Raw genomic sequence first — 17,777 nt, forward strand, 5'->3', positions numbered from 1 at the left:
CGTGCAACATCTCCAACAACTCTTCAAAGACAAACTGGGCCTGAGCCGGCAGCCTGTACAGGCCATCGACATTCACCTCAAAGCCGCCGCCGACTGGCTGCTGCAGGCCCAGCGCGGCACGCCCGACGATGGCGTGGCGCATAGCTTCGACATCCGCCGTGGCAAGTGGAATGCCTCCTATCCGGAAACCACCGGCTATGTGATCCCCACCCTGTACGACTATGCGCGCCACTACCAGGCGCCGGCGTATGCCCAGGCGGCCACCCGGATGACGCGCTGGGAATGCGAGATCCAGCTGGAGGACGGCGGCGTGCGTGCCGGCACCATGGATGCCGAGATCGTCGCCCCGACCATCTTCAATACCGGACAGGCGCTGTTCGGCTGGGCCAGTGCCTACCTCAACACCGGCGAGGAAGATTTCCGCCAGGCCCTGGTGCGTGCCTCGGACTGGCTGCTGGCGGCGCAGGACGAGGATGGCGCCTGGCGCCGTTTCTCCTCGCCCTTCACCACCTCCAAGCTCAACAGCTACAACACCCGCACCGCCTTTGGCCTGGTGCGCGCCGCCCAGGCCCTGGGCGACGACCGCTACCTGCAGGCGGCCATCGCCAACGCGGACTGGGCGCTCTCGCGCAAGGCCGACAATGGCTGGCTGCCCGACAATTGCCTGTTGCAGCGTCCGGACAATTCGGCGCTCACCCACACCATTGCCTACTCCATCCGTGGTCTCCTGGAAGTGGGCCTGGCCGGCCAGCGCGAAGATCACATCGCCCATGCCCTGCTGATGGCACGCAAGGTAGCCCAGCACCAGCGCGACGACGGCGCCCTGCCGGCGCTTTATACTCCCGGCTGGGATACTCGCGTAGACTGGACCTGCGTGACCGGCAATTCGCAGATGGCCATCAACTGGTTGCGCCTGGCGCGCATCACCGGTGACACCGGCCTGATCGAACACGCCCGTCGCGCCAATCGCTTCAACATGAGCATCCAGGACCTGCGCACGGGTGACCTCAACGTGCGCGGCGCGCTCAAGGGCTCGCACCCGGTCAATGGTGAATACATGACTTACCGCTACCCCAACTGGGCCACCAAGTTCTTCATGGATGGCCTGATGCTGGAGCAGCTTTACGACAAGATCGACAACATCGGTTGATCCATCATGCTTAACGTCTTCTTCACTGTCGATGTCGAAATCTGGTGCAATGGCTGGCACGATATCGACACGCGTTTCCCGACCGCCTTCCACAACTACGTGTATGGCGAAGCGGCGCTGCGCCACAAGCTGCAGCAGTTCCAGGAACATGGCCTGCATGGCGTGTTCTTTGTGGAACCGCTCTTTGCGACGCGCTTCGGCCTGGGTCCGCTGCAGGAGATCGTCGGTCTCATCCGCGAGCATGGACAGGAGGTACAGCAGCACCTGCACACCGAATGGGTGGCCGAGTCGCATACCCCCCTGATCGCCCAGGCCAAGCCGCGCCGCCCCTACCTGCGCCAGTTCTCGCTGGAAGAGCAGACCACCCTCATCGGCGCCGGCAAGAGCCTGCTGGAACAGGCCGGCGGTGGCGTCATCAATGCCTTCCGGGCTGGCAGTTTCGGCTTCAACCGCACCACGCTCACCGCGCTGGCAGCCAATGGCATCGGCTACGACAGCAGCTACAACTGCACCATGTTCGGCCTGGACAGCGGGGTCAGCCCGCAAGAGCCGCTGCTCGATGTGGTGCAGTGTGATGGCGTGTTCGAGTATCCGATGACGGTCTTCAATGACGGCACCAGCAAGCCGCGCCATGTGCAACTGGGCGCCTGCTCCAACTATGAGCTGGAAGGCCTGATGTGGCAGGCGCTGGAACAGGGACGCCAGTCCTTCATGATGCTCTCGCACAACTTCGAGCTGCTCAATGCGGCGCGCAACCGGCCCGACCCCATCATGGTGAAACGCTTTGCCCGCTTCTGCCGCTTCATGGCGGACCAGCGCGAGCACTTCGCGCTGCGGGGCTTCCATGACCTGGCGGTGCAGCCCGTGGACGTGCAACCGGCCATGCTGCACTCGCCGGTGTGGAAGACCGCCCATCGCCTGGCGCAACAGGCGCTGCGTCGTCGTTATGACTAAGGGAACAGGACATGCGTGACCAGCGGCTCGGATCGAACGAACCAGGGGCCGTCAGCCCGCATCTCTGGCTGACGCAGAACCGACAGGCGATGACTTTTCTTCGAGCAAGCTTTCCCCGGGGAATTTAATTCGTAGCTGCGTTGGCAGCACACGGCAAAGACCGGGAAAGTCACGAAATTGCAGCAAAAAAAGTTAGTAAATGGGCTATAGTTGCGCACGTTAGATGTTATCCGAAATGCAATATCAGACAGCGATCCAGGGGATCAGAAATGGGATGGACGATGGTAGATACAAAACGCAAGTGGCGCTTCTCGGCAACGGTCTGCGCTGTCATTCTGGTGTGCTCGGGCGTGACCGCCTGCGGACGTTTCCAGTCGGCTGACTCCCTGGTCTCCGAAGCCAAGCAGTACCAGCAGAAGGGCGACAACGCCGCTGCCGAGATCCAGCTCAAGAATGCCCTGCAGAAGGATGCCGACAACGCCGAAGCGCGCCTGCTGCTGGGCAAGATCTATGCGGAAACCGGCAATGCCGCCTCCGCCGACAAGGAACTGCGCCGCGCCCTGGCGCTGGGCGTGAAGCCCGAACAGGTCCTGCCCTCGCTGGCCCGCGCCCTGCTGATGGAAGGGCAGTTCGACAAGGTGCTGGAAGAAACCCGTTCCCTGCCGGTGCAGGGTGATATCGCCGCCCTGCGCGGCAATGCCTACCTGGGCCTGGGCAAATCCGACGAAGCCAAGGCGTCCTTCGAGGCCGCCCTGCAAAGTGATCCCAAGATGCCGCAGGCGCTCATCGGACTGGCGCGCAGCGCACTGCTGGCGCGTGACGTCGATGGCGCCAACCGTCTCACCGACGAGGCCCTGGCCAAGAACCCCGAGAACACCGATGTGATGATGTTCAAGGCCAACCTGCTGCGCGTCCAGGGTGCCCAGGACAAGGCACTGGAAGTGCTGGACCAGGTCATCAAGCTCAAGCCCGATAGCCTGGAAGCACGCCTGGCGCGCGCCGACATCGGCATCCGCAGCAACAAGTTCGACCAGGCCAAGGAAGACATCCAGGCAGCCCAGAAGGCCTCGCCCAAGAACCTCCTGCCGACCTACATGCAGGCGGTGCTCGATTTCAGCCAGGCCAAGAACGCCGATGCCCTGACCGATATCCAGAAGGTGCTGGCCGCAGCGCCCGAGTACATGCCGGCGGTCCTCCTGGCTGGCGCCATCCAGTACGCGCTGGGGTCGATGCCGCAGGTGGAGCTGAACCTCAACAAGTACCTCGACAAGAATCCCAACGACGTCTACGCCCGCAAGCTGCTGGCGTCGGCACAACTCAAGAGTGGCCAGAAGGCCAAGGCGGCAGCATCGCTGGAGCCGGCGCTCAAGGTAGCTCCGCAAGACCCGGAACTGCTGGCCCTGGCAGGCGAGATCGCCATCGAGAACAAGGACTTTGCCAAGGCCTCGGAATACTATGAAAAGGCCAGCATACTGGCCCCGCAGACCGCGCGCTATCACACGGGTCTGGGCCTGAGCAACCTGGGTCGCGGCCAGAACGACAGCGCCGTGTCGCAGTTCCAGACCGCTGCCAGCCTCGACACCAAGTCGCCCCAGGCCGACATCCTGCTGATCATGACGCAGATCCGCCTGAAGGAGTACGACAAGGCGCTGCTCGCCGCCAAGAACGCCGAGAAGGACCTGCCCGACAACCCGATCGTGCAAAACCTCAAGGGCGGCATCTACATGGCCAAGAATGACCCGGCCAATGCCCGTGCCGCCTTCGAGAAGGCACTCACCATCGATCCCGCCTTCTTCGCGCCGACCGCCAACCTGGCCCAGCTCGACCTGAAGGACAACAAGCCCGACGCTGCCAAGAAACGTTTCGAAGCCGTGCTGGCCAAGGACAAGAAGAGCATCCCCGCCATGAGCGCGCTGGCCAGCCTGGCCGACCGCGAGAAGCGCACGCAGGACGCTACCCAGTGGCTGGAGCGTTCGGTCAACGAAAACCCGGATTCGATCCAGGCCAACAGCCAGTTGATCGGCCGCTACCTGCAAGTGGGTGAAAAGACCAAGGCGCTGAACATGGCCCGCAAGCTGCAGACCGGCAATCCTACCGATGCCGGGGCGCTGGAGATGCTGGCCCAGGCCCAGTTCGCCAACGACGACAAGCAGGGTGCGCTGGCCAGCTATCAGCGCCTGGTGCAGCTGGTGCCGGATTCGGCGCCGGCGCAACTGCGCCTGGGTTCGCTCTACCTGGCCAACAACAACCCGCAGGGTGCTGCCGAAGCAGCCCGCAAGGCGCTCGAGATCCAGCCTGACTTCACCGATGCCGAGGTCTTCCGCGCCACCATGTACTCGCAGGCCGGCGACGCTGCCCGTGCCCTGGCGGTGGCCCAGCAGATGCAGAAGAAGCCCAACCAGGCCATGGTGGGCTACGAGCTGGAAGGCAATATCCAGGCCTTCCAGAAAAAGCCCGACCTGGCCGCTGCTGCCTTTGCCCAGGCCTTCGCGATGGACAAGCAGAACGTGCGCCTGCTCATGAAGGAGCATGGCGCCCTGCTGCTGGCCGGCAAGAACCAGGAAGCGGCCGCCGTGGCCGCCCAGTGGTTCAAGAGCCATCCCAACGACGTGGCCTTCCACCTCTACCTGGGTGAAAGCGCGCTGGCGCAGAAGCAGAACAAGGTCGCCATCGACCACTACCAGCAAGTGCTGCGCCAGCAGCCCAACAATGTCGGCGCGCTCAACAACCTGGCCTGGGCCTATGACCAGGAACATGATCCGCGCGCCATCGACACCGCCGAGAAGGCCTATGCCGCTGCCAGCGACAGCGGTCCGGTGATCGATACGCTGGGCTGGATGCTGGTCCAGAAGGGCAATACCGACCGTGGCCTGACCCTGCTGAAGAAGGCCGCCTCGCTCTCGCCGGACGCCCTGGACATCCGCTACCACCTGGTGCTGGCACTGGTGCAGTCGGGCGACAAGGCCGCTGCCCGCAGCGAGCTGGAAAAGATCCTGGCCACCAACAAGCCCTTCCCTCAGAGCGATGAGGCCAAGGCGCTGCTGGGCAAGCTCTGAAAGCGTGACCATGACCACGGCCATCCTGGACGACATCAAGGCCCTGCTGGGCGAGGCCCTGGGCCTGGCCCAGCGCAGCCGTGACTGGCAGCGCGATACGCCGCTGCTGGGCAGCGTCGCCGAGCTCGACTCGGCGGCGGTGATCCACATCATCGCCTCGCTGGAGGAGCGTTACGGCATCCAGTTCGACGACGACGACATCGACGCCAGCCTCTTCGAGACGGTGGGCAGCCTGGTGGCCTTCGTCGAGGGCAAGCTCTCGTGACGAGCCCGGGGACCGCCAGCGCGTCGGTCCTGCCCTTCTTCCTGCCGGCGACACAGGGCTCGCGCCTGTGCCTGTACCATGCTCCCGCCCCCGGCCAGCCATGCCGTGGCGGCATGGTCTTGGTCGCCCCCTTTGCCGAAGAAATGAACCGCAGCCGCCGCATGGCAGCCCTGCAGGCTGCGGCCATGGCGCGTGCCGGTATCGGCGTGCTCATCATCGACCTGTACGGCTGCGGCGACAGTGCCGGCGAACTGGCCGATGCCCAGTGGTCGCTCTGGCATGACGATATCGGGCTGGCGCTGGACTGGCTGCGCGCGCGCCTGCAGGCGCCGGTCGGCCTGCTGGGCCTGCGCCTGGGCGCGTTGCTGGCCCTGGATGTGGCGCGCACCCGCACCGACGACATCGGCGCCCTGCTCTTTTGCAATCCGGTACTGGATGGCCAGGCCTACATGACGCAGTTCCTGCGGCTGCGACTGGCCGCCGGCCTGCTCAGTGCGCAAGAGTCGGGCGGACCGACCAGCGTTCAGGAGATGCGTGCGCTGCTGCAAGAAGGAGAATTGCTGGAAGTGGCCGGCTACGAACTCAGCGGCGCGCTGCTGGCCGCCATCGATGGCTTGCATGCCAAGGTCCACCTGCCTGTCGGGGTGACGGTCCACTGGCTGGAAGTCGTGCGCGATGCCAGCGCACTGCTGTCGCCTGCCATCGACAAGGTCGCCCGGGCCTGGTCACTCACGCCGCATGTGGTAGAGGGTCCGGCCTTCTGGTCCACCCCCGAGCTCAGCACCTGCCCGGCCCTGATCGAACTGGCGACGACCTTGACCCTCTCTGCGCTGGGAACCTAGCCCATGGACTATGAAGAACGTGCCTGCAGCCTGGATTGCGCGGGCCAGCAACTGATCGGCATCCTCACCCTGCCATTGCCCGAGAGTGAGGCCGAGGCCGAGGTCGCAGCCGCCGCCGCAACACCGGCAGCACCGGGCATCCTGATGCTGGTGGGTGGCGCGCAATACCGCAGCGGCAGCCACCGCCAGTTCACCTTGCTGGCGCGCAGCTTTGCGGCGGCCGGCTTTCCGGTGATGCGTCTGGATTTCCACGGCATGGGCGACAGCCAGGGCGATAGCGCCGATTTCGAAACCTTCGGACCCGATATCGACTGCGCCCTGACCGCCTTCGGCCAGGCCGTTCCGACGCTCGCCGGCGTGGTCCTGTGGGGCTTGTGCGACGGCGCCTCGGCGGCGCTCCTGCATGCTCATGCCGATGCCCGCGTACAGGGCATGGTGCTGGTCAATCCCTGGGCCAGGACCGAGAGCGGCCAGGCCCAGGCCTATCTGAAGCACTACTACCGCGCGCGCCTGTGGAGTCCGGACTTGTGGAGCAAGATCCTGCGCGGACGGTTCGACGCCAGGGCAGCGTTACGTTCGCTGTGGGAGCAGATGCGACGCGCCGGCCGCAGCGCTGGCCCGGCCGCGCAGGCCAGCCTGCCGGACCGCCTGCAGCAAGGCTATGAAAGCTTTGCCGGACCGGTCCTGCTGGTCCTCTCTGGCCAGGACCTGACCGCGCGCGAATTCGCCGACCTCGCCACCCCGGGCAGCCGCTGGGAAGCCCTGCTGCAGGACCAGCGCACCACCCGGCTGGACTTGCCCGAGGCCAATCACACCTTCTCGACCCGTACCTGGCGCCAGGAAGTGGCCCAGGGAACGCTGCAATGGCTGGCACGCTGGCGTAGCTGAGGCGGATCCCGCCCCCGGCCTCCTGCAACGGTGCAAATGCGCAATTGCGGCTAAGTAATCCGCAATCAGGGCGACTACACTGGCTCCATGAAACCGGCCAACTCCGAACAACTCTACCGTGACAGGATGGCGCGCGTGGTCGCGCTGCTGGTCGCCGATCCGATGGCCCAGCACCGCCTGGAGGATCTGGCGGCGGCGGCCGCTTTTTCGCCCTTCCATTTCCATCGTCTCTATCACAGCCTGATGGGCGAAACCGTCACCGAGACCTTGCGACGCCTGCGCCTGGCCCAGGCCTCATCGTATCTGTCGCAAGGGCGCGGCAGCGTCACCGAGATCGCCCTGGCCTGCGGCTACGACAGCCCGCAAGCCTTCAGCCGGGCTTTCCAGCGTTTCGCCGGTCACTCGCCGCGGGCCTTCCAGCGCCGCATCGCCGAGCTGGGCGACCATCAGGCCGGCTCCCCGATGGTCGAACTGAAGGAAGTCGGCCCCCTGCAACTGCAGGGGCTGCAGCATCACGGCCCCACGGCGACGATCCCGCATACCCACCGCCACCTGCGACGACTGGTCGGTCCGCATGCCGTCAGCCAATGGCTGGGTCTGTGCCAGGGCGATCCCGCAGAAGAGGATTTCCGCTACTTCGCGGCCACCCGGCTGGCCAGCGGCAAGCTGGAGGATGCGCGCCTGCAGGCCATCGAACTGCCGGCGGGGCTGTACGCCAGCCATACCCTGTTCGGTCCCTACAGCCAGATCAATGCCACCATCGAAGCCCTGTATGCCAGCTGGCTACCCGGTAGCGGCTTTGAACCGGACCACCGGCCCCTGCTGGAGTTCTACCATCCCCATGCGCACGACGCTGCCCCGTCGGACAGGCGCACCGACCTGCTCATTCCCGTGCGGCCGCTGCAATAGCCTGTGCATCAGTACCTGGCCGGTACGCCACCTTCCCTGCACGACCCGTTGATCGTCTTCACTTCCTGTCGAGGCTCACCATGACCATTGTCCGCAAGCTGTGCCTGTTGCTGATGTACTCCCTGCTGCTCCTGCCGGCCTTATGCTACTTGCCCGCCCAGGCTGGCAATGTCGGTTTCCAGCGGCAGATCGCCCCTGATCCCGATGGCGCTCCGCTGGAAGTGGCGATCTGGTATCCCAGCCAGGCAGCGGCGGCGCCCCTCGCGACGGGGGCGATTTCACAGACCGTGGCGCTGGATGGCCCCATTGCGGGAAGCAAGCTGCCCCTGATCGTGATCTCCCACGGCACCGGCGGGTCCTACCTGTCGCACTACGACACCGCCCTGGCGCTGGCGCAGGCCGGCTTTATCGTGGTTGCGCCCAGCCACACCGGTGACACCTACCAGGACCAGCGTCGCAGCCTCTACATCCTGGAGCGTCCGCGCCACATCAGCCGTGTGCTGGACTACATGCTCTCAGGCTGGCAGCAAAGCGCGGCCATCGACCCCGGGCGCATCGGCATGTTCGGTTTTTCGGCGGGTGGATTCACGACGCTGGTAAGCATTGGTGGACAGCCCGACATGCGCACCATCGCGCCGTTCTGTAGCGAGCATGCCAGCCACTTTGCCTGCCAGTTGCTGGCACGCAGCCAGGCCGCTGCCCAACAGCCGCCCGCCCCCGGTACGCAAGGCGCGGCGGATCCGCGCATCAAGGCTGCCGTGGTGGCCGCCCCGGCCCTGGGCTTCAGCTTTGCCCAGGGCGGGCTAGATCGCGTCAGCGTCCCGGTGCAGCTATGGCGCGCCGAAGACGACACCATCCTGCCTGCGCCCTGGTATGCGGAACCGGTACGGGCGGCGCTGCCCCACCCGCCGGAGTATGAAGTCGTCGCGCACGCCGGCCATTTCGACTTTCTCGCGCCGTGCAGCGCCTTGCTGGCGGCACGGGCGCCCGAGATCTGCCGCAGTGCCCCGGGCTTTGACCGGCAGGCCTTCCACCAGCGCTTCAATGGCGAGGTGCTGCGCTTCTTCCACGAACAACTGGGCGGCACCCAATGAAAAACGCCGTTCAGTGCAGCACTGAACGGCGTCGCAAATTGCCTGACTGGATGGACCGGGCAGATCAGCCCTGGCGACGGCGCCAGGTCGTGGCGGTCAGCATCAGCAGACCCAGGGCGAACAATGCCAGCATGGTCGGCTCGGGGATCGCGTAGATGTACTGCAGGTAGACGATGCCGTTGGCCGAACCATTGTAGCCAGTCATCACGCTGGGCGAGAGCGAACCGCTCTGGGTGCCCACACCGGTGACCGCGATGGTGACGGAGTTGCTACCGCCGATATAGGCACCCAGGGTGCTCATGTTGCCGTTGAGCTGGGTCGGGCCGACCATGTAGTTGCTCAGGGTGGCGGTGCCGATGGTGCTCAGGCCGGTCGTCACCGAGCCGCTGTAGGGCGTGGTGGTCAGCTGGTTCACCGTCGTCAGGCCCAGGGGACCGGAGGCAGTGATAGTCGAGGTAGCCGACACCTTCACCGGATTACCGACGGTCAATGCCGAATTGCCCATGTTGAAGGCGAGATCGTTCAGGGTTTCGTTCAGGCTGAACTTGATGACCACACCCAGCAAGGTACCCAGGCTGGCGTCGAAGCCATCGAAGCTCAGGTTGGTGCTGGCATTGACAGTCGAGAAATTGAACGACTGCGATTGCCAGCCGGATGTCACGATGGTCGCCGATGCCGGGGCCGGGCCCAGCAGTGCAAGCGTCGCGACGAATGCGGAGAACAGGGAGAGGAGGTGCTTTTTCATGAATTATTTCCTTGCTTCACTTATAGGTAGCCGAAATGGCTTTATCAACGCTTATAAGCAAGTACCAGGCCAAGGAATGAATCCATTTAAAATCATATAGTTAGAATTATTCCTAACAAGAATATCGGACTCTTGTAAAAAATACTGACAATGATTCACTCCAATCATCACACCCGCCAATAGATGGCACAAATGACAAGGGCGCTGTCATCGCGACAGCGCCCTTGCTCTTGTCGATTGCGCCTGGCGCAATCCCCTCCTCCTCCAACAACGACCCGGCCGGACCGGCCAGCCAGGTCGCCCTGCAGATCAGACCGCAGTGCCGTCTTTGCGACGACGACGGCTCAAGGCCAGCAGGCCTGCGCCCAGCAGTGCAATAGAAGCCGGCTCGGGGACCTGGTTACTCGGCTGGGTCGGGCTGACCACCGGAGTGGCAGCATCCACAACGATGTTGTCGAACTGGCTCACAGCATGGGTAATCGCATTCCCTTGTGCCCAGCTCACGGACACCACGTTCTCGAATCCGCTAAATACCACCGTTTGGAAACTGGTGTTATTTAGCAACAACGCGCTCTGGGTTACCGTGCTGCCATCAGCCAAAGTACCGGTAAAGACGACGTATTCGTTGTCATAGAAGGTCCACGTGTGATTCAACGCAGAGATCTCCATCGAGATCAACGAGAAAGCACCGCCACCCAACTTGGTCAGGGTCGTCAAGCCACCATTGGTGTCATCGTTGAACAGACTGGTGGATCCGAAGTAATAATCAGCTTCTCCAGTGTGTGCAGAACCGAAACCGGACTGGCCCGGGGTATTCCCAGTTGCACTAAGCACAAAACCGCTTTCCGTATAGGTCGACAGCGACGGGCCGGCGTTGAACTGGATGCTGGTAAAGCCTGTGCCGGATTGGGTCAGCGAATCAAATCCGATCGTCACCGGCGTCGCCGCTGCACCAGCGGAGTAGAAGGCGGCTGCCAACGACAAGAGGCCAAGAGATAGTCGTTTCATTTTGTTGTCTCTTTAATAAAAATTGACGCGGATGCGAAAATGGCAAACCCGGTCGGAGCCGGATTTGCCATACCAACTACGATGCTGCCAAATCAACAGTGTTGTCTGTTAAAAAATCTGACATGACTGCCTCCAACAGGATGATCAGGACTTACGGCGACGCAGTTGCGTCAATGCCAGCAGACCCACTGCGAACAGGGCGATGGAAGCCGGCTCGGGGATGTCATAGATGTATTGCAGATAGACAACGCCATTCGAGCTACCCGAATAGCTGTTGAATACGCCCGGGGGCAGCGAACCGGATTGGCTACCGACACCTTTGACGCCGATGGTCACGGTGTTGGAGGCGCCCAGGTAGCTGGCCAGGGTGGTCGGGTTGCCGGTGATGGTGTTGACCGGCGAAGCGATACCAGTGACGGTGTTGGTGGCAACGACGGCAGCCTGGTTGTTGTTGTCAGCGAGGCTTCCCACGTTACCCGCATACAAGGGGGAGGTGGTCAGCTGGCTGACGGTGGTCAGGCCCAGGGGACCGGTGACGGTGATCGTCGAGGTCGCCGACAGACCAACCGGGTTACCGACGGTTACCGCATAGTTGTTCGAGTTGTAGACGAGATCGCTCAGGGTTTCATTGACGATGTACTTGATCGTCACACCCACCAGGGTACCCAGGGAAGAGTCGAAGCCAGCAAAGTTGACTTGAGCTGTGCCATCGACCGAGGCCAGGCTGAAGTTAGCCGACTGCCAGGAGGTGGTGAGGGTCGTCGCCGAAGCAGGTGCTGCTGCCACGAAGCTTAAAGCCGCCGCGCAAGAGACCAACAGTGAAGCAAGTTTCTTCATAATCGTTATTTTTCATGTAAGTTAACCGGTACGTTGTTCAAAGCAAACGGCATGCCAGAAATAAACACCCATATATTTCAATGACTTAGAATCATCAATGAGAATCTTTACGAGTTTCTGTCAAATTTTCCGTCAGCGTCTGAGTGTTCAGGCGCTGCGTTCGCGGGTTCGGCCACTGACACGCGGGAGTGCCGTGTTGCTGGCCTGCTACGCTGCCTGCACCGCCAGCCTGGCGCAGCCCGGTCCGGCGACGGGACTGACGACCGTTCGGCTGGAAAACCCCGGGCAGATGGCCCAGAGCGCCGTTCCCGTTACGTTCGGGCAAGTCTTTGCAGCCGGCGACCTGCCGGCGGGTAGTCGCTTGCTGGCACGCACGGAGGATGGACAGGATGTGCCGCTGCAGGTCGATATCAAGGCCAGGCATCCGGACGGATCGGTACGGCATGCCCTTCTGTCGACAATTTTGCCAGTGCTTGCAGCCGGCAAGACGCAAACCCTGAGCTTGCAGGCCGGTCCTGCTGGCACCAGCGCCGGCGCCGCGCCCGCCCGCCATACCCCCTCGGCCCTGCTGGCCGGGAATTTCGATGCCGTGGTGAGAATTATGCTCGATGACCAGGTCTATACGGCGGCCGCCCGCCCGGCGCTGACCAACGGGCGCTACCGCAGCTGGATCGACGGCCCGCTGGTGAGTGAATGGCTGATCAGTGCCCCGCTGCTGGATCCCCACGGGAAGGTGCACCCGCATCTGCAGGTGCGCTACGCCATCCGTGACTACGCCGATGGCCGTGGCACCCGGGTCGACGTCACGCTGGAGAACGACTGGGCCTACGAACCTGCACCGCGCAACTACACCTATGACGTGCTCATCGACATCGCCGGCCAGAATGTCTACAGCAAAATGGCCCTGACGCAGTACCACCATACCCGCTGGCGCAAGGTGTTCTGGCGCGGTACGGCGCCGCAGGTCAATGTGCGCAGCGATACCACCTACCTGATTGCCTCGCGGGCCGTCCCCAACTATGACCGCCGCACCTTCATCTCGGAGTGGACGCTGCGCGACATGGGCGTGGCCTGGCACGGCCCCAGGACCGAACCGATGGCCACCGGACTGGCCAATCCGGGCATGCCGACCACGGGTGGACGACCGGATATCGGCCTGATCCCGGCCTGGGGCGTAACCTGGCTGCTGAGCATGGATCATCGCGCCCGCGAGGCCACCTTGGGCACAGCAGACCTCGCTGGCAGCTGGTCGATCCACTATCGGGACCAGAAGACCGACCGGCCAATCTCGGTAGAAAACTATCCCTACATGACGCTACTGGGCCACGCTGGCGATACCATCAATCCCAAGACGAAGAAATCCGAGGCCTTCCCGGACTGCATCGATTGCAGCAATCCCAATGTGGCCGATTCTGCCCACATGCCTGCCTTCAACTACCTGCCCTACCTGCTCACGGGCGACTACTACCAGCTGGAGGAACTGCAGTTCTGGACCATGTGGAGCGTGTTCAAGTCCAATCCTGGCTATCGCGGCGACGCGCAGGGCCTGCTCTACCGTCGCCAGGTACGAGATCAAGCATGGAGCCTGCGCAACGTCGCCGATGCCGCCTACATCACCCCCGACGACGACGCACTCAAGCCACAACTGCTGCGACTGGTAGCAAACAACTTGCAGTGGTACAACGCCAACTACACCAACAACCCGGCCGCAAACCGCCTGGGAGTTAACGTCGACAATGCCATCGAGTACAACAACAAGTTGGGTATTGCCCCATGGATGGATGACTTCTTCACTTCCGCTATCGGCCGACTTTTTGAACTGGGCTTCGAGCGCGCATTACCGCTATTGCGCTACAAGGCGAGCTTCCCCATCTCGAGGATGACCCACAACAACTATTGTTGGATCTTCGGCTCGATCTACAGCATCAATGTGCGCGCCTCAATCAATGAGGCCCTGTACACCGATATCGGCCAGACTTTACTGCCCTCGCTGCGCTCCACGTACGGAGAACAGGCAGACGCGCTATCCAAAATGCCCTGTGGCGGCACCGCCATGGCCATCGCACTGAAACTGCGCAATGGAGAAATGGTGGGCTACTCATCCGAAGCCGCTGGCTTCCCCTCCAACATGCAGCCGGCCCTGGCCTATAGTGTCGACAGCGGAGCCCCTGACGCACTACAGGCATGGGATATCTTCATGAAGCGCTCGGTCAAGCCTGACTACAGCCGCGGTGCGCAATTTAATATCCTGCCGCGCACCGATAGGAAATCCGACTAACCTCCGGCCGGCAAAGACGTAGAGATGAGACGAAAAAAAACGCCACATTGACTGTGGCGTTTTTTATTGGCAAGCCAAAAAGATCAGAAAATACTTTCCGGAATCACCAGGATGTCACCCGGACGCATGGCCATGTTGGCCGAGATGTCACCGTCCTTCATCAGGTCATCCAGACGCACGGCGATCTTCTTCTGCTTGCCGTCGACATAGCGGATCACGCTGGCACGGTTGCCGGCGGCGAACTCGGTGGTACCACCCACGGCGATGATCACGTCCAGCAGCGACATTTCCTTGCGGTACGGCAGCGCCTGCGGCTTGGCGGCCTGGCCGATCACGCGGATCTGGTCGCTATAGACGCCCGAGAAGCTGGTGACGACCACGGTGACCACCGGATCCTGGATATAGGTGCCCAGGGCCTTGCCGATTTCCTCGCCCAGTTGCGTGGCCGTCTTGCCGCTGGCTTCGATGTCATTGACCAAGGGCGTGGAGAACTTGCCATCAGGACGCACAGGCACCACTTGCGAGACTTCCGGATTGCGCCAGACGATGATGTTGAGGGTGTCGCCTGGTCCGATACGGTAGTCGTGCGTCGCCGGTTCAGGCGAATTGTCGGCGGTCACGGCCGGGCCGCGGCTGGCGCAACCGGACAGGAACAGGGCTGACGCCAGCAGAATGGAGGCGTATCGCGCAAGCTGAGGCCACATAGTCTTTCCTTTTTGTTTTAATGGATGATGAGTGAAGAAATCCCCGAACCAAACGTCACAAAAAATGCACGTCAGGTGATGGAAAGGGAGCATAAGCAAGGGTTTATATTTCGTCAACAAGCATCACACCAAATGTGGCGCGAGCGCGATAAAGACAGATGCCACCTGTTGCCGCACGCCAAGAAGACAGCTTGGTGCGCGGCTTGGTGCAGGACAGCTAACTTGATGATAGCCCCCGGCATGCTGCGCAAAGAGGCGAATAGAAGAGGAAAAACGCGAGATGAAAAGAAAAAAGGGCCCATCTTGCGATGGACCCTTTATATCTGGTGCGGCTGGCAGGAATCGAACCCACGACCCCTTGGTTCGTAGCCAAGTACTCTATCCAGCTGAGCTACAGCCGCGAAAGAAATGAATTATACAGTACTTTTGCAAAAAGAAAACAATTTTCTTCGGGAAAAATGAATAAAGCCTGTCATATCCGTCCAACCAAGGTATTCACGTCTTTGGGGAAGCAGAAACGTCTCACCACCCCAATGTGCATTACAACTCTCGCGATACCAACGCTCAACAAGACAGTAAGCACCATTGAGATGCAAAACTTCACCATCAGACCAGCATCCGGCAACATCTTCTCGCAAACCTTGTAAATCACCAACGCAACAAACGGATGGATCAAATACGTCGGCAAGGTCTGCGCACCAAACCATCCCAGAAAATCCAGCAGGCGCAACCTGGATAGCTGAAACAACATGAGCGCACCCGTGATCGACTCAAGATCGTTGACGACCAAGGCAGGAAGATTGGAATAATCGCTGACCAAAGCAAAACCCAGCTCCTGGCTCAAACCGAGTTTCATCTGCAGACATTTGACCGCGAGAAAGATCCCGCTACTCAACAAGGCCCCCTGCACATTGCTGAGTCGCTCACAACACTGCCGATTGAAAAACGCAAGCAAATAGCATAGAGGGACGCTGTAGATAGCGGGCAGCAAACCTAGTGGCAAATAGCTGCGAATTGACTCCGCAAGCGGGCCGACAAAAAGATGAGCGATTGTCATCGCACCCAGGAGGAAAATCTTCCCTCCGGGGGAACAGCCATCTACGAGAGCCTTTAGCAGAAGCACCGATATCAGGGACGGCAAGAACCATAGCAGCGCCATCTGAGTTGCCGTTTTAAGGGAATCGTTGTTGCCACTGTAAAAAGCCAGCAACAGCCGCTTCAAGCTCTCGATGGAAAAACCGCTCACGGTAAGCATCGTGACGACACCCATTGCTGACACAATCAGAAAAAATGGATAGTAGTAACGAATCAAGGTCTTCTGGAAGTAATCCCAACTCAAGGCAACGGATGGGCGCAAAAATGGCAATGCAAGGAATCCGAGTACGTGAAAGGCAAAGCCAGTGAGAAACAACGGGTAGAGTTGATGTGCGTACTCGTTGTGATCGAACATCACCAGCAGGATCAACACTCCCTTGACAACATCCTGGTTCATGGTAGCCCCGCCTTTTGCGGCATATACGCCGGCACGATGCGCTTCTCCAGAACGACCACCAATGCACACAGAGTGTATGTCATATCAAAATAAGCAAAACTCAATGCCGCTGCACCGACAGCGTAGGCGAACAAGGAAAGTCGCAAGGTAGTTGCCAAATTAACAATCCATTCGGGTCCCCCGGAATTGCTCACGACATCAGCCACCCGCCCCGCCTTGCGAAACGCAGTAACCAGAATGCAGACGAAAAGTACAAGGCCTACGAAACCGTGCTCCCCCAGCACCTGGAAATAGATGCTGTGTGCCGCGTGGGATCCTTTGGGATCCGGGAACGCATTGCCGGTCGGGAAGAACGGCAAGGTATTGAAGTCCATGGAAAGCAAAGTCCAGACTGGCCAGTATTCGAGAGACTTGAAGCCACCACCGACGAACGGGTGCTGCAATGCCAGGATTGAAGACAACTTCCAGGCCACGACACGTCCCATGAATGAGCCATCGTCTCCGATGTTTTCCATGGTATTCATCCGACTGAACCAGTCCGGCGGTATAAATCCGTAGACAAAGAAACCTGCGACCACCGCCGAAACGAATAACCAAATCTTGCGCTTGCTCTTGAGAAACAGATAGCCCGCCACAACAGACAGGGCAATTGCGCCTCCACGCGACTGCGTCCCGATGATAGATACCACCAACAAGATAATCACGCCCGTCAGCGCAAACCTTAGCAGCTTAGACTTCCGTCCGCTTTCGGCCAGCAAGTAAAAACTGATCGGCAACATCATCGAAAACGCTACAGCCAATTCATTGCGATCCCCGAGGGTATGTCCGTCAAAACCCTCGATCATATGCCCGCCCCCGCTGGCAATGAACTTAAGCCCTTCCAGGACAGCATAAAAACCAATTGAAAGAACCAGGCACCACAAGATGAATTCGATCTGTTCTTTTTTCGATACTGCCAAGGTAATGAAAACGAACAAAATTACTGTCTTGAGGAACTCATTCCAGAAATTCCATACGGTTTCCGGTCTTGCCATCGCAAAAAAGGATGTCACTGTTGTCCATGCAAAAAACAACAGAATAAATGTGCCAACATTGCTAACGTCGAACTTGCCTTTTTCTCTCGAGAACAGGTAGGAGAGTATGGCTGCTACAGAAATGAGAAGGTTGTATCGGATACCGGCGGCAATCCCGTATACCCAGGCATTGGGAAAGAACATTGCGGTCCATATCCACAGACCCAGGCCGATGAAAGGCTTCCTGAAACTTGTGTAAAGAAGAATTGGCAAGACGCAAAGCAAAGCGATGTCCCGCATGACGAGCCCTTCTGTAAAAATGCGGTATTACTTTTCCGCCGTGTCGTTTTTGAGCGCTCGCACACACAGGTAGGCAACTGCCAATAGATCCAAGAACCACAAGATACTTTCCACTAGAATCCCCTGACGAAGTTTACTTGTTTGCTTTGCCGACAGTATGTACTGACAAACGCCGTCTTACACCTCGCCGCATTATACTTAAGACAACTTAAAAATTGTGAATGCCGCCTTCTCTTTGTGGA

At 60.6% G+C, this 17,777-nt stretch carries 15 protein-coding genes and 1 tRNA gene; 9 read left to right on the forward strand and 7 right to left on the reverse strand.

Translation table 11 applies throughout. The annotated features are described in order from the left end of the window. The first annotated feature begins 1 nt into the window (after position 1). From ACIPHN_RS03125 to ACIPHN_RS03160, 8 genes are all read left to right on the forward strand, one after another. Positions 2 to 1,150 (forward strand): hypothetical protein, encoded by a 1,149-nt coding sequence (locus ACIPHN_RS03125; protein ID WP_400432570.1) that lies wholly within the window; start codon positions 2 to 4, stop codon positions 1,148 to 1,150. A 6-nt stretch (positions 1,151 to 1,156) separates the two neighbouring features. Further along, positions 1,157 to 2,104, forward strand: coding sequence for a hypothetical protein (locus ACIPHN_RS03130; protein WP_400432573.1), 948 nt, complete (start codon positions 1,157 to 1,159; stop codon positions 2,102 to 2,104). A gap of 281 nt (positions 2,105 to 2,385) precedes the next feature. Then, positions 2,386 to 5,160 (forward strand): XrtA/PEP-CTERM system TPR-repeat protein PrsT, encoded by a 2,775-nt coding sequence (gene prsT, locus ACIPHN_RS03135; RefSeq protein WP_400432576.1) that lies wholly within the window; start codon positions 2,386 to 2,388, stop codon positions 5,158 to 5,160. 10 nt (positions 5,161 to 5,170) lie between these two features. Beyond that, a complete protein-coding gene (locus ACIPHN_RS03140; protein WP_400432578.1) occupies positions 5,171 to 5,425 on the forward strand; it encodes an acyl carrier protein in 255 nt (84 codons plus the stop codon). Next, positions 5,422 to 6,267: a hydrolase 2, exosortase A system-associated gene (locus tag ACIPHN_RS03145; protein ID WP_400432581.1), complete on the forward strand. Its 846-nt coding sequence runs from the start codon at positions 5,422 to 5,424 to the stop codon at positions 6,265 to 6,267. The genes ACIPHN_RS03140 and ACIPHN_RS03145 overlap by 4 nt, the downstream gene beginning before the upstream one ends. Positions 6,268 to 6,270: 3 nt before the next feature. Further along, positions 6,271 to 7,155 (forward strand): hydrolase 1, exosortase A system-associated, encoded by an 885-nt coding sequence (locus tag ACIPHN_RS03150; protein ID WP_400432584.1) that lies wholly within the window; start codon positions 6,271 to 6,273, stop codon positions 7,153 to 7,155. A gap of 87 nt (positions 7,156 to 7,242) precedes the next feature. Beyond that, entirely contained in the window at positions 7,243 to 8,064 is an 822-nt protein-coding gene (locus ACIPHN_RS03155) for a GyrI-like domain-containing protein (RefSeq protein WP_400432587.1), read from the forward strand. An 80-nt stretch (positions 8,065 to 8,144) separates the two neighbouring features. Continuing rightward, the gene (locus tag ACIPHN_RS03160; protein WP_400432589.1) at positions 8,145 to 9,158 is read left to right on the forward strand and encodes an alpha/beta hydrolase family protein; all 1,014 of its coding nucleotides are present in this window, start codon (positions 8,145 to 8,147) and stop codon (positions 9,156 to 9,158) included. 64 nt (positions 9,159 to 9,222) lie between these two features. Here the strand turns inward: ACIPHN_RS03160 and ACIPHN_RS03165 are convergent, their stop codons facing one another. The 3 genes from ACIPHN_RS03165 to ACIPHN_RS03175 form a co-directional block, all read right to left on the reverse strand. Further along, entirely contained in the window at positions 9,223 to 9,903 is a 681-nt protein-coding gene (locus ACIPHN_RS03165) for a choice-of-anchor E domain-containing protein (protein ID WP_400432591.1), read from the reverse strand. A 309-nt stretch (positions 9,904 to 10,212) separates the two neighbouring features. Next, positions 10,213 to 10,911, reverse strand: a complete 699-nt coding sequence (locus tag ACIPHN_RS03170; protein WP_400432594.1) for a PEP-CTERM sorting domain-containing protein — start codon at positions 10,909 to 10,911, stop codon at positions 10,213 to 10,215. A 144-nt stretch (positions 10,912 to 11,055) separates the two neighbouring features. After that, complete coding sequence (locus ACIPHN_RS03175) at positions 11,056 to 11,697, reverse strand: choice-of-anchor E domain-containing protein (RefSeq protein WP_400432597.1); 642 nt, start codon at positions 11,695 to 11,697, stop codon at positions 11,056 to 11,058. Between the two features lie 244 nt (positions 11,698 to 11,941). Between ACIPHN_RS03175 and ACIPHN_RS03180 the strand changes: the two genes are divergently transcribed. Then, complete coding sequence (locus ACIPHN_RS03180; RefSeq protein ID WP_400432600.1) at positions 11,942 to 14,026, forward strand: hypothetical protein; 2,085 nt, start codon at positions 11,942 to 11,944, stop codon at positions 14,024 to 14,026. An 83-nt stretch (positions 14,027 to 14,109) separates the two neighbouring features. On the opposite strand, the gene ACIPHN_RS03185 is transcribed toward ACIPHN_RS03180, so the two are convergent. The 4 genes from ACIPHN_RS03185 to ACIPHN_RS03200 all read right to left on the reverse strand — a co-directional run bounded on the left by ACIPHN_RS03185 (position 14,110) and on the right by ACIPHN_RS03200 (position 17,535). Further along, positions 14,110 to 14,730 carry an XrtA/PEP-CTERM system exopolysaccharide export protein gene (locus ACIPHN_RS03185; RefSeq protein WP_400432603.1) on the reverse strand — a complete coding sequence of 207 codons (621 nt, stop codon included), beginning with the start codon at positions 14,728 to 14,730 and terminating at the stop codon, positions 14,110 to 14,112. Between the two features lie 324 nt (positions 14,731 to 15,054). After that, a tRNA-Arg gene (locus ACIPHN_RS03190) sits at positions 15,055 to 15,131 on the reverse strand. Between the two features lie 71 nt (positions 15,132 to 15,202). Then, a complete protein-coding gene (locus ACIPHN_RS03195) occupies positions 15,203 to 16,222 on the reverse strand; it encodes a hypothetical protein (RefSeq protein WP_400432606.1) in 1,020 nt (339 codons plus the stop codon). After that, positions 16,219 to 17,535 (reverse strand): putative O-glycosylation ligase, exosortase A system-associated, encoded by a 1,317-nt coding sequence (locus ACIPHN_RS03200; protein ID WP_400432609.1) that lies wholly within the window; start codon positions 17,533 to 17,535, stop codon positions 16,219 to 16,221. Before ACIPHN_RS03200 ends, ACIPHN_RS03195 begins: the two co-directional genes overlap by 4 nt. Positions 17,536 to 17,777 lie beyond the last annotated feature (242 nt).

It is taken from the genome of Herbaspirillum sp. NPDC087042, assembly GCF_044745245.1.
GTDB lineage: Bacteria > Pseudomonadota > Gammaproteobacteria > Burkholderiales > Burkholderiaceae_D > Herbaspirillum.

Excerpts from the sequence above, each read along its gene's own strand:
- ACIPHN_RS03130 (WP_400432573.1), top strand. The coding sequence starts at position 1,157 with ATGCTTAACGTCTTCTTCACTGTCGATGTCGAAATCTGGTGCAATGGC.
- prsT (WP_400432576.1), top strand. The coding sequence starts at position 2,386 with ATGGTAGATACAAAACGCAAGTGGCGCTTCTCGGCAACGGTCTGCGCT.
- ACIPHN_RS03140 (WP_400432578.1), top strand. The coding sequence starts at position 5,171 with ATGACCACGGCCATCCTGGACGACATCAAGGCCCTGCTGGGCGAGGCC.
- ACIPHN_RS03150 (WP_400432584.1), top strand. The coding sequence starts at position 6,271 with ATGGACTATGAAGAACGTGCCTGCAGCCTGGATTGCGCGGGCCAGCAA.
- ACIPHN_RS03155 (WP_400432587.1), top strand. The coding sequence starts at position 7,243 with ATGAAACCGGCCAACTCCGAACAACTCTACCGTGACAGGATGGCGCGC.
- ACIPHN_RS03160 (WP_400432589.1), top strand. The coding sequence starts at position 8,145 with ATGACCATTGTCCGCAAGCTGTGCCTGTTGCTGATGTACTCCCTGCTG.
- ACIPHN_RS03165 (WP_400432591.1), bottom strand. The coding sequence starts at position 9,903 with ATGAAAAAGCACCTCCTCTCCCTGTTCTCCGCATTCGTCGCGACGCTT.
- ACIPHN_RS03170 (WP_400432594.1), bottom strand. The coding sequence starts at position 10,911 with ATGAAACGACTATCTCTTGGCCTCTTGTCGTTGGCAGCCGCCTTCTAC.
- ACIPHN_RS03185 (WP_400432603.1), bottom strand. The coding sequence starts at position 14,730 with ATGTGGCCTCAGCTTGCGCGATACGCCTCCATTCTGCTGGCGTCAGCC.
- ACIPHN_RS03195 (WP_400432606.1), bottom strand. The coding sequence starts at position 16,222 with ATGAACCAGGATGTTGTCAAGGGAGTGTTGATCCTGCTGGTGATGTTC.
- ACIPHN_RS03200 (WP_400432609.1), bottom strand. The coding sequence starts at position 17,535 with ATGCGGGACATCGCTTTGCTTTGCGTCTTGCCAATTCTTCTTTACACA.